A 12,274-nucleotide genomic window follows, 5' to 3' on the forward strand; every position below is an offset into this window, starting at 1 on the left:
TACCAGTACAAGAGTACAAAAGGAATAAAAAAAGCCCCGATAGCGCGTATCGGGGCTGTATATTTTACTTTACGTCAGAAGCGTAAGGCTTACGCGTCACCGAAACGACGACGGCTGGTACCTTCTTCACGACGTGGGCCACGGTTTTCGCGACGCTCGCCGGAGAAACGACGACCTTCACCGCCGCGACCTTCGCTGCGACCGCCTTCACGACGCTCGCCACCGAAGCTGCGACCACCGCCACGGCGTTCACCACCGCGGTCAGGACGTGGCTGCGCATCGCCCATCAGCTGCATGTTCATCGGCTTGTTCAGGATGCGGGTACGCGTAAAGTGCTGCAGCACTTCACCCGGCATGCCTTTTGGCAGCTCGATGGTAGAGTGGGATGCGAACAGCTTGATGTTACCGATGTAACGGCTGCTGATGTCGCCTTCGTTAGCGATCGCGCCAACGATGTGACGCACTTCAACGCCATCATCACGACCCACTTCAATGCGGTACAGTTCCATGTCACCCGCGTCACGACGTTCACGACGTGGACGGTCTTCACTACCACGCTCTGGACGGTCACCACGTGGGCCACGGTCGTTACGACGCTCGAAGCGATCGTCACGGTCACGGAATTCACGCTTAGGACGCATCGGCGCATCGGGTGGTACGATCAGGCTACGTTCGCCCTGAGCCATTTTCAGCAGGGCTGCAGCCAGGGTTTCCATGTCCAGCTCTTCGCCTTCAGCAACAGGCTGAATCTGCGACAGCAGCGCACGGTACTGATCCAGATCGCTGCTTTCCAGCTGCTGCTGTACTTTCGCGGCGAATTTCTCCAGACGGCGTTTGCCCAGCAGCTCTGCGTTTGGCAGGTCCGCTTCTGGAATGGTCAGCTTCATGGTGCGTTCGATGTTACGCAGCAGGCGACGCTCGCGGTTCTCAACGAACAGCAGCGCACGGCCAGCACGACCCGCACGACCGGTACGGCCGATACGGTGAACGTAAGACTCGGAATCCATCGGGATGTCGTAGTTAACAACCAGGCTGATACGTTCAACGTCCAGACCACGTGCTGCCACGTCGGTTGCAATCAGGATATCCAGACGACCGTCTTTCAGACGCTCCAGAGTCTGCTCACGCAGGGCCTGGTTCATGTCGCCGTTCAGCGCTGCGCTGTTGTAGCCGCTACGCTCCAGGGCTTCAGCCACTTCCAGGGTCGCGTTTTTGGTACGAACGAAGATAATCGCCGCATCAAAATCTTCCGCTTCCAGGAAACGTACCAGCGCTTCGTTTTTGCGCATGCCGTACACAGACCAGTAGCTCTGGCTGATGTCCGGGCGAGTGGTGACGCTGGACTGAATGCGCACTTCCTGAGGATCGTTCATGAAGCGCTTGGTGATACGACGGATCGCTTCCGGCATGGTGGCAGAGAACAGCGCGGTCTGATGACCGTCCGGGATCTGCGCCATAATGGTTTCAACGTCTTCGATGAAGCCCATACGCAGCATTTCATCTGCTTCATCCAGTACCAGACCGCTCAGTTTAGAGAGATCCAGCGTACCGCGCTTCAGGTGATCCAGCAGACGGCCCGGCGTACCGACAACAATCTGTGGGCCCTGGCGCAGGGCGCGTAACTGCACGTCATAACGCTGGCCGCCGTACAGGGCAACCACGTTTACGCCGCGCATATGTTTAGAGAATTCCGTCATGGCTTCTGCAACCTGAACAGCCAGTTCACGGGTTGGAGCCAGAACGAGGATCTGCGGTGCACGCAGGTCCGGATCAATGTTGTTCAGCAGCGGCAGCGAGAATGCTGCAGTTTTACCGCTACCAGTCTGGGCCATGCCCAGCACGTCACGACCAGAAAGCAGGTGTGGGATACACTCAGCCTGGATCGGAGATGGTTTTTCGTAACCCAGATCGTTAAGGGCTTCAAGGATAGGAGCCTTCAGGCCCAGATCTGCAAAAGTGGTTTCGAATTCAGCCATGTAGTACGAGTGCCTCAATGTCAATGGCGGCCAGTCTACTTAGCTCATCGTGAAAATGATTAGCAATTTTCATTGAAAAGTGTGAACCGGCTCAAAGTAGGTGTATTGACGAACAACAACGCCCTCACCAGTTAAGGTGATGGCAATCAAAAGATTACGGGCTGATGTTTATGTCGTCAGCTATTGCTGGTCCGATTCTGCCAGGTCGTCATGCTCCTGGCCCAAGAGCGATAATTCCAACAATGCATAACGGTGCTCAACGAAGTTATGTACGTTGTTAGCAACCGCTAATTTGAACAGTGCCGTAGCGCTGTCCATATCCCCCAGACTTAGGTAGTACTTACCTAAATAGAAGTTGGTTTCACTGAGATGCTCAGCGAGCGAGGTGTTATCCGTTGCGTCCGCCTTGAGGCGTTCCATCAGCGTTGCTTCGCTAATGTTGCCCAGGTAGAACTCGACAATGTTCCATCCCCACTGTTCCTTGTCCGATTTATCGAAGCGCTGTTTAAGGGCCTCTTTTGCCTGCTTCTCATCGAGCTTCCGCTCAACGATGTAAAGCCACAGGCTACGGAAAGGATCATTAGGATCGTCTTGATAAAACGCCAGCAGATCATCTTGCGCTAACTTATCACGACCGCCGTAATACAATGCGATACCGCGATTCAAGTGCGCGTAGTTGTAAGTTGGATCAAGCTCAAGTACAGAATCAAACGCTTCATAGGCAGCATCAAAATTGCCTGCCTGCGTTAAATAAATGCCTAAGTAATTGAATACTTCCGGCATATCAGGTCGGATAGCCAGCGCTTGTGAAAAATCATTTCGCGCCAATGCCCTCAGACCGAGACTATCATACAACACTCCGCGCTCATATAAAAGCTGTGCGCGTTCGTCATCGGTTAAAGCCCGACTGGCAAGTATTTGTTCCATGCGTGCCAGAATCACTTCCTGCTGCAAAGTCGGTTGCAATGGCACTGCGAGGACTTCGCTCTTACGCCAGGCAGAGTTGCTGCATCCTGCCAGCGTTAAAGCTGTCGCAACGAAACACCAGCGCAAAAAAGGCTTCATTTCCCACTCCCGAAGACAACTATTGGATGAACGTCCTGTCCCCCGGCGGCTTAACAAGGCGTCCTGCCTGATAATAGGCCCTCCGCAACGCGGAGGGCAAATGGCAACTTACTCGCCCTGCTGTTCTGCTGCCTGTGCTTCTGGCGCAGCAGCTGGCTGAGACTGCTCGGTTGCTTCTTTAATGCTCAGACGGATACGGCCCTGGCGATCAACTTCCAGAACTTTCACCGGTACTTCCTGACCCATCTGCAGGTAATCGGTCACTTTCTCAACGCGCTTGTCAGCGATCTGAGAGATGTGAACCAGACCTTCTTTACCGCCACCGATGGCAACGAACGCGCCAAAGTCAACGATACGGGTCACTTTACCCGCGTAGACGCGGCCCACTTCGATCTCTGCAGTGATTTCTTCGATGCGACGGATCGCGAATTTCGCCTTCTCGCCGTCGGTTGCTGCGATCTTCACAGTACCGTCATCTTCGATTTCGATGGTGGTGCCGGTCTCTTCGGTCAGCGCACGGATAACGGAACCGCCCTTACCGATAACATCTTTGATCTTGTCTGGATTGATCTTGATGGTGTGGATACGCGGTGCGAACTGGGAAATGTCGCCACGTGGCGCGTTAATCGCCTGTTCCATCACGCCCAGGATGTGCAGACGCGCACCTTTAGCCTGGTTCAGCGCAACCTGCATGATCTCTTTGGTGATACCTTCAATTTTGATATCCATCTGCAGCGCAGAGATACCGTCGCGGGAACCCGCCACTTTGAAGTCCATATCGCCCAGGTGGTCTTCGTCGCCCAGAATGTCGGACAGAACAACGAAGTTGTCGCCTTCTTTCACCAGGCCCATTGCGATACCCGCAACGGCGGCTTTGATTGGCACGCCTGCATCCATCAGCGCCAGAGAGGCACCGCACACGGAAGCCATAGAAGAAGAACCGTTGGATTCGGTGATTTCAGACACCACGCGTACGGTGTACGGGAATTTGTCTGCTTCTGGCATCACTGCCAGCACGCCGCGCTTCGCCAGACGACCGTGACCAATTTCACGACGCTTCGGCGAGCCAACCATACCGGTTTCGCCTACGGAGTACGGAGGGAAGTTGTAGTGGAACAGGAAGCTGTCGGTGCGCTCGCCCATCAGTTCGTCGATGATCTGTGCGTCACGAGCGGTACCCAGGGTTGCGGTAACCAGCGCCTGCGTTTCGCCACGGGTGAACAGCGCGGAACCGTGAGTACGTGGCAGCACGCCAGTACGCACATCCAGACCACGGATCATGTCTTTTTCGCGGCCATCGATACGCGGCTCGCCTGCCAGCACGCGGCTACGAACAACGTTTTTCTCGATAGCGTGCAGGATTTCGCCAATTTCGTTAGCGTCCAGCGTTTCGTCTTCAGCAACCAGGGTCGCGGTCACGTCAGATTTGATTGCATCAACCTGAGCGTAACGCTCCTGCTTGTCAGTGATACGGTATGCATCGCTCAGACGAGATTCTGCCAGCGCCGCAACGCGTGCATTCAGCGCGTCGTTTGCCGCTTCTGGCTGCCAGTCCCAACGTGGTTTACCGGCTTCTTTCACCAGGTCGTTGATGTTCTGGATAACGATCTGCTGCTGGTCGTGGCCAAATACCACAGCGCCCAGCATCTGGTCTTCGCTCAGCAGTTCAGCTTCGGATTCAACCATCAGCACAGCGGCTTCAGTACCCGCAACCACCAGGTCCAGCTTACTTTCTTTCAGCTCTTCCTGGGTCGGGTTCAGCACGTACTGGTCGTTGATGTAGCCAACGCGCGCGGCACCGATTGGGCCATTGAATGGAATACCAGACAGTGACAGGGCAGCAGATGCGCCAATCATCGCAACGATGTCCGGGTTAACCTGTGGGTTAACGGAAACAACGGTCGCGATAACCTGTACTTCGTTAACGAAGCCTTCCGGGAACAGCGGACGAACCGGGCGGTCAATCAGACGCGCGATCAGGGTTTCGCCTTCGCTTGGACGGCCTTCACGACGGAAGAAACCACCCGGGATTTTACCGGCAGCGTAGGTACGCTCCTGGTAGTTAACGGTCAGCGGGAAAAAGTCCTGACCTGGTTTAGCTTTTTTCTGGCCAACAACGGTAACGAATACCGCGGTGTCATCCATGCTTACCATAACGGCAGCAGTAGCCTGACGTGCCATCATGCCGGTTTCCAGCGTCACGGTATGTTGACCATACTGGAATTTACGAACGATCGGATTCAGCAAAGTTCTGTCCTTTCTTAAATGTTTGACAGCACACCACCGGCGTGCTGTCGATTTAACCCGACCTTCTTCGCATCCTCGCGACTAATGACAACCAACACCCCCATGGGTGAAGCCTCTCATTAGCCGCGCGAACCTCTGCAATGAAGATCATTTATAGCAACAATACAATAGTTTCCAGTGAATTGCTGCCGTCTGGTTGAAAAAAGGGGCCATCAGGCCCCCTTTTCTGAAACTCGCAAGACTTAGCGACGCAGACCCAGACGCTCGATCAGCGCGGTGTAGCGCGCAACATCTTTACGTTTCAGGTAGTCGAGCAGTTTACGACGCTGAGAAACCATGCGCAGCAGACCACGACGGCTGTGGTGATCTTTTTTGTGCTCTGCAAAGTGACCCTGCAGGTGGTTAATCTGTGCAGTCAGCAGTGCAACCTGAACTTCGGTAGAACCGCTGTCGTTAGTACCACGACCAAACTCAGAAACGATTTTAGCTTTAGCTTCAACGCTTAGAGACATTTTCAAACTCCAAAGTATAAAGAATGTAAGGGTGCCGATCTCTAATTCAGCGACCCCATGTACGCCCCGCAGATTGTTAAACAATTTACCAGGCGTTAAGCGGCAATATTCTACTCGTCTCCCCTGCTTATCGCAAGGTGAGCCGTTATCACCGTCACGCGTCGACCGGATATTCGACGACCAGACGACGTGGCGCAACGCGCCCTTCGCCATCCATTTCGCCCATACCGATGAATTTCCCTTCGTCACCTTCGGTCACGCGCACCAGCCCTTTCTGCGGCGCCTGTGCCGTGCGAACCGGGTTGCCGTTCTTAAAGTAAACGGACGATGTTAAAGGAAGATTAACAACCGGGAAGTCCGCTGCCGGACTGTCCATCGGCATCAGCAATGGATCCAGCAAATCTGCCGGCGCGATCCCTTGCGCTTCCGCCTGTTCAACCAGCGCGTGCAGATGTTCCAGGGTCACCATTCGCTCCACCGGGTATTTGCTCACCGCCAGACGGCGCAGGTAGATCACATGCGCGCCGCAGCCCAGCTTTTCACCGAGGTCGTCAATGATGGTGCGAATATAGGTCCCTTTCGAACAGTGTACTTCCAGCTCCAGCTCATCACCTTCGTGGCGAATAAAGAGCAGCTCATACACGGTAATCGGACGGGCTTCACGCGGAACGTCAATGCCCTGACGTGCATATTCGTAGAGCTTCTTGCCCTGATATTTCAGCGCCGAATACATCGACGGCACCTGCATGGTGTCACCACGGAAGCTCTCCAGCGCAGCATCAAGCTGTTCCGCGCTAAAGGTCACCGGGCGCTCTTCCACCACCTGGCCATCCGCGTCGGAGGTATCCGTGCGCTGGCCCAGCTTAGCGATAACGCGGTAACGCTTATCGGAGTCGAGCAGGTACTGAGAAAACTTTGTCGCCTCTCCCAGACAAACCGGCAGCATGCCGGTTGCCAGCGGATCCAGCGCGCCGGTATGGCCCGCCCGGTTGGCGTTATAAATACGCTTCACTTTTTGCAGCACGTCGTTGCTGGATGCGCCCTGGGGTTTATCCAGCAGCAGCACGCCATGCACGTCGCGACCACGACGACGAGGACGACTCATTAGTCCTCCTTGCTGTCGTCCGCCGGGTTAACACGACGCTCGTCGTCATGTTTCACCACGCTGGTCACCAGGTTGGACATACGCATACCTTCAACCAGCGAGTTGTCGTAGAAGAAGGTCAGTTCAGGCACGATACGTAGGCGCATCGCTTTGCCGAGCAGAGAGCGGATGAAACCAGAGGCTTCCTGCAGCGCTTTAATGCCGTTTTTCACGGCCGCTTCGTCCTGATCGTTCAGGAAGGTGACGAACACTTTTGCATAGGCCAAATCGCGGGACATTTCGACACCGGACACGGTGGTCATCATGCCGACGCGGGGGTCTTTAATTTCACGTTGCAGAATGAGTGCGATCTCTTTCTGCATTTCCTGCGCTACGCGCTGAGGGCGACCAAATTCTTTCGCCATAATAAATTCTCCAGACAAAAAAGGGGCTAAAAGCCCCTTTTTGAAATTATTGCCGGGTGGCGCTTCGCTTACCCGGCCTACGCTAAACAATCTTCTGTCGACGAAGATTACGCGATGGTACGCTGAATTTCGATGATCTCGAACACTTCGATCATATCGCCAACGCGAACGTCGTTGTAGTTCTTCACGCCGATACCACATTCCATGCCGTTACGGACTTCGTTAACGTCATCTTTGAAGCGGCGCAGGGATTCCAGCTCGCCTTCATAGATAACCACGTTGTCACGCAGAACGCGGATTGGGTTGTGACGCTTGATGTTACCTTCGGTAACCATACAGCCCGCGATCGCACCGAATTTCGGTGATTTGAACACGTCACGTACTTCAGCCAGACCGATGATCTGCTGTTTCAGCTCAGGAGACAGCATGCCGCTCATCGCTGCTTTCACTTCGTCGATCAGGTTATAGATGACGGAGTAGTAACGCAGATCCAGGCTTTCAGCTTCAATCACTTTACGTGCAGACGCATCCGCACGTACGTTGAAGCCAACCAGGATAGCGTTGGACGCAGCGGCCAGAGTCGCGTCGGTTTCGGTGATACCACCTACGCCAGAACCGATGATCTTCACTTTCACTTCGTCGGTAGACAGTTTCAGCAAGGAGTCGGAGATCGCTTCCACAGAGCCCTGAACGTCAGCTTTCAGAACGATGTTCACTTCGTGAACTTCGCCCTCGGTCATGTTGGCAAACATGTTCTCGAGTTTAGATTTCTGCTGACGAGCCAGTTTAACTTCACGGAATTTGCCCTGACGGTACAGCGCAACTTCACGCGCTTTCTTCTCGTCACGCACTACGGTCACTTCGTCACCGGCAGCCGGAACACCGGACAGACCCAGGATTTCCACTGGAATGGACGGACCTGCTTCCAGTACTTCCTGACCCAGTTCGTTACGCATCGCACGAACGCGACCGTATTCGAAACCGCACAGAACGATGTCGCCTTTATGCAGCGTACCTTCACGAACCAGAACGGTAGCAACCGGGCCACGTCCTTTATCCAGGAAGGATTCGATCACCGCACCGCTCGCCATACCGTTACGGATGGCTTTCAGCTCCAGAACTTCGGCCTGCAGCAGGATCGCGTCCAGCAGTTCGTCGATACCGGTACCCGCCTTCGCAGACACGTGTACGAACTGGCTTTCGCCGCCCCACTCTTCCGGCAGAATACCGTACTGGGAAAGTTCGTTTTTAACGCGATCGGGATCCGCTTCTGGCTTATCGATCTTGTTCACTGCAACCACAACCGGCACACCGGCCGCTTTCGCGTGCTGGATAGCTTCGATGGTCTGCGGCATAACGCCGTCGTCTGCAGCAACAACCAGTACAACGATATCCGTCGCCTGAGCACCACGAGCACGCATAGAGGTAAACGCGGCGTGGCCTGGGGTATCCAGGAAGGTGATCATACCGTTGTCAGTTTCTACGTGGTATGCACCGATGTGCTGGGTAATACCACCCGCTTCGCCAGAGGCAACCTTGGTAGAACGAATGTAGTCAAGCAGAGAGGTTTTACCGTGGTCAACGTGACCCATGATGGTCACCACCGGTGCACGCGGTTCAGCCGCAGCGCCAGTATCACGGTCGCTCATTACCGCTTCTTCCAGCTCGTTTTCACGACGCAGGATAACCTTGTGGCCCATCTCTTCGGCGACCAGCTGTGCAGTTTCCTGATCGATCACCTGGTTGATGGTTGCCATTGCGCCCAGCTTCATCATCGCTTTGATGACCTGAGAGCCTTTAACCGCCATCTTGTTCGCCAGTTCGCCAACGGTAATGGTTTCGCCGATCACAACGTCACGGTTAACGGCCTGAGCTGGCTTCTGGAAGCCCTGCTGCAGAGCGGAACCTTTACGCTTGCCGCCTTTACCACCGCGAACAGCCGCGCGTGCTTCTTCACGGTCAGCTTTAGATTCAGCGTGCTTGTTGCCTTTTTTCGCCGGACGGGCAGCTTTTGCATTACGGCCACGGCCGCGACCGCCTTCTACTTCACGGTCGTTATCATCTTCAGCCTGACGTGCGTGCTGAGAAGTGGTCACGTGATAGTCGCTGGTGTCTTCAGTCGGCTCAACGGTATTCACACCATTCTTCTCGTTTTCTTCTGCCATACGGCGCGCTTCTTCGGCGACGCGGCGAGCTTCTTCTTCCAGCTTACGGCGGGCTTCTTCTTCCGCTTTACGCTTCAGCTCGGCAGCTTCATTTTCACGGCGGGCTTTTTCAGCCTGGGCGGTTTTGGTCATTTCGTCTGTCTGTTGATTGCTCACTTTGTCTTTTTCCGCAGCGTCACGCTTCACTTTATCACTTGCGTCGCGTTTCGCTTTTTCTGCGGCCTCACGTTCAGCTTTTAATTCTGCTTCACGTTTGGCGGCTGCTTCCGCCTCACGCTGAGCTTGTTCTTCCGCTTCACGCTGTGCCTGCTCTTCCGCGGCAAGGCGTTCTGCCTCTTGCGGATCACGTTTTACAAAGGTGCGCGTCTTGCGGACTTCAATTTGTACCGATTTGCTTTTGCCACCGGTACCAGGGATATTTAACGTGCTACGCGTTTTGCGCTGCAGCGTTAACTTGTCTGGCGTAGAGCCGTGTTCACGGTTCAGGTGCGTTAACAAGGTTTGTTTTTCTTGCGCGGTCACCGAGTCATCAGCGGACTTCGGGATCCCTGCATCAGCAAATTGCTGTACCAGGCGGTCCACGGAGGTCTGAATCTCGGCAGCCAGCGATTTTACAGTTACATCAGTCATGCTGTTCCTTCCTGCTACAGTTTATTACGCTTCGTCGCCGAACCAGCAAATATTACGTGCGGCCATGATGAGCTCGCCGGCTTTCTCGTCGGTTAAACCTTCGATATCAGCCAGGTCATCAACGCCTTGCTCAGCGAGATCTTCCAGCGTACAAACACCACGGGCAGCCAGCTTGAACGCAATCGCACGATCAAGACCTTCCAGATTCAGCAGGTCATCAGCCGGCTTCTTATCGCCAAGGCTTTCTTCCTGAGCCAGCGCCAGGGTGGTCAGTGCGTTTTTAGCGCGTTCACGCAGGGCTTCAACGGTTGGTTCATCCAGACCGTCAATTTCCAGCAGCTCTTTCATTGGCACATAGGCCAGTTCTTCCAGCGTAGAGAAACCTTCCTCAACCAGAACAGTGGCGAAGTCTTCGTCAATGTCGAGGTATTTAGTGAAGGTATCGATCGCCGCATGGGCTTCAGCCTGATGCTTAGCCTGCAGGTCATCAACGGTCATCACGTTGAGTTCCCAGCCGCTCAGCTGTGACGCCAGGCGTACGTTCTGACCGTTACGGCCGATCGCCTGCGCCAGGTTGCCCGCTTCAACAGCGATATCCATGGTGTGTTTGTCTTCGTCAACAACGATAGACGCCACATCAGCCGGAGCCATTGCGTTGATCACGAACTGCGCCGGGTTGTCATCCCACAGAACGATATCAATACGTTCGCCGCCCAGCTCAGTAGACACTGCCTGGACACGCGCACCGCGCATACCGACGCAAGCACCGACCGGGTCAATACGCTTGTCGTTGGTTTTCACCGCAATTTTCGCACGGGAGCCCGGATCGCGAGCCGCCGCTTTAATTTCGATAACTTCTTCGCCGATTTCCGGTACTTCGATACGGAACAGTTCTACCAGCATTTCTGGTTTAGAACGGGTCACGAACAGCTGTGCACCACGCGCTTCAGGGCGAACGGCGTACAGAACACCGCGAATACGGTCGCCTGGACGGAAGTTTTCACGCGGCAGCATATCTTCACGCAGGATCACGGCTTCAGCGTTACCCGGCAGCCCTTCGGATTTGATCTCCAGGGAGATATTGTCGCGGTTCACTTTCTTCACCACGCCGGTGATGATCTCGCCTTCCTGATCGCGGAACTGATCGACAACCAGCGCGCGCTCGGCTTCGCGCACTTTCTGCACAATAACCTGCTTAGCGGTCTGGGTGGTGATACGGTCGAAGGTCACAGATTCAATCTGATCTTCAACGTAGTCACCCACGTTCAGACTTTCGTCTTCAAAACGGGCAGCTTCCAGCGTGATCTCTTTCGTCGGCTGGGTCACTTCTTCAACGATTACCCAACGACGGAAGGTATCGAAGTCACCGCTTTTACGATCGATTTCTACGCGAACATCGATCTCTTGTTCGTATTTTTTCTTGGTTGCTGTAGCCAGTGCACTTTCCAGCGCTTCGAAAATCTTCTCACGCGGCAGTGATTTCTCGTTGGAGACGGCTTCAACAACAGCCAAAATTTCTTTGTTCATCGCGGGCTTTTCACCTCAATCCAGACTGTTAAAAGTGGGGAACCAGGTTCGCCTTCTGGATATTACTCAGCGCGAACACTTCATCTTTGCCTTCGACTGTTACCGTGATCATTTCACCATCAACGGCTTTGATAATTCCCTGCCATTTACGGCGGTTCTGTACGGCCATACGCAGAACGAGAGCCACTTCTTCACCGGTAAAGCGCACGTAGTGCTCGGCCGTGAACATCGGGCGATCGAGGCCAGGTGAGGAAACTTCCAGGTTGTACGCAACGGTAATCGGGTCTTCAACATCAAGAACCGCACTCACCTGGTGGCTGACATCAGCACAATCATCAACATTGATGCCATCTTCACTATCAATATAGATGCGCAGCGTCGATGTACGGCCGCGAACGAATTCGATGCCGACCAGTTCGTAGCCCAGTGCTTCGACCGGTGCAGTAATCATCTCTGTTAATTTTTGCTCTAATGTGGACAAGCCCACCCCCAAGACATAAAAAAAGGGCGTAAAGCCCAGTTATTCTGTAGTCAGATAACAAAAAACCCCGATAAATCGGGGCTTTAGATAACTGAACCCTATAGCCACAACTGTGGCCTGGAGCACTCTCCGAAAGAATTTTTTCAAATCCAGCTACGAAGG

Annotated in this window: 10 protein-coding genes; all 10 read right to left on the minus strand. The window is 54.3% G+C overall.

Annotation, left to right across the window (positions count from 1 at the left end):
* Positions 1-89: 89 nt before the first annotated feature.
* Positions 90-1,976 (minus strand): DEAD/DEAH family ATP-dependent RNA helicase, encoded by a 1,887-nt coding sequence (locus tag ACJBF3_RS07890; protein ID WP_045331004.1) that lies wholly within the window; start codon positions 1,974-1,976, stop codon positions 90-92.
* On the minus strand, positions 1,969-2,049 hold the full coding sequence (gene yrbN, locus ACJBF3_RS07895) for a protein YrbN (RefSeq protein WP_100122156.1): 81 nt from the start codon (positions 2,047-2,049) through the stop codon (positions 1,969-1,971). The genes ACJBF3_RS07890 and yrbN overlap by 8 nt, the downstream gene beginning before the upstream one ends.
* Before the next feature lie 107 nt (positions 2,050-2,156).
* Positions 2,157-3,041 carry a lipoprotein NlpI gene (gene nlpI, locus ACJBF3_RS07900; protein ID WP_032642338.1) on the minus strand — a complete coding sequence of 295 codons (885 nt, stop codon included), beginning with the start codon at positions 3,039-3,041 and terminating at the stop codon, positions 2,157-2,159.
* Positions 3,042-3,149: 108 nt separating this feature from the next.
* Positions 3,150-5,288 (minus strand): polyribonucleotide nucleotidyltransferase, encoded by a 2,139-nt coding sequence (gene pnp / locus ACJBF3_RS07905; RefSeq protein WP_045331003.1) that lies wholly within the window; start codon positions 5,286-5,288, stop codon positions 3,150-3,152.
* 242 nt (positions 5,289-5,530) lie between these two features.
* Entirely contained in the window at positions 5,531-5,800 is a 270-nt protein-coding gene (gene rpsO / locus ACJBF3_RS07910) for a 30S ribosomal protein S15 (protein ID WP_003861789.1), read from the minus strand.
* A gap of 154 nt (positions 5,801-5,954) precedes the next feature.
* Positions 5,955-6,905: a tRNA pseudouridine(55) synthase TruB gene (gene truB, locus ACJBF3_RS07915; protein ID WP_045331002.1), complete on the minus strand. Its 951-nt coding sequence runs from the start codon at positions 6,903-6,905 to the stop codon at positions 5,955-5,957.
* Positions 6,905-7,309 (minus strand): 30S ribosome-binding factor RbfA, encoded by a 405-nt coding sequence (rbfA, locus tag ACJBF3_RS07920; protein ID WP_003024988.1) that lies wholly within the window; start codon positions 7,307-7,309, stop codon positions 6,905-6,907. Before rbfA ends, truB begins: the two co-directional genes overlap by 1 nt.
* Positions 7,310-7,416: 107 nt before the next feature.
* Entirely contained in the window at positions 7,417-10,104 is a 2,688-nt protein-coding gene (gene infB / locus ACJBF3_RS07925) for a translation initiation factor IF-2 (protein WP_045331000.1), read from the minus strand.
* A 24-nt stretch (positions 10,105-10,128) separates the two neighbouring features.
* A complete protein-coding gene (gene nusA, locus ACJBF3_RS07930) occupies positions 10,129-11,631 on the minus strand; it encodes a transcription termination factor NusA (protein ID WP_003861798.1) in 1,503 nt (500 codons plus the stop codon).
* Positions 11,632-11,659: 28 nt separating this feature from the next.
* Complete coding sequence (gene rimP / locus ACJBF3_RS07935) at positions 11,660-12,112, minus strand: ribosome maturation factor RimP (RefSeq protein ID WP_014833432.1); 453 nt, start codon at positions 12,110-12,112, stop codon at positions 11,660-11,662.
* Between the last annotated feature and the right edge of the window lie 162 nt (positions 12,113-12,274).

The sequence above is a fragment of the Enterobacter sp. PP-008-ECC_S150 genome (assembly GCF_045257065.1).
GTDB classification, from domain to species: Bacteria; Pseudomonadota; Gammaproteobacteria; order Enterobacterales; family Enterobacteriaceae; genus Enterobacter; species Enterobacter chengduensis.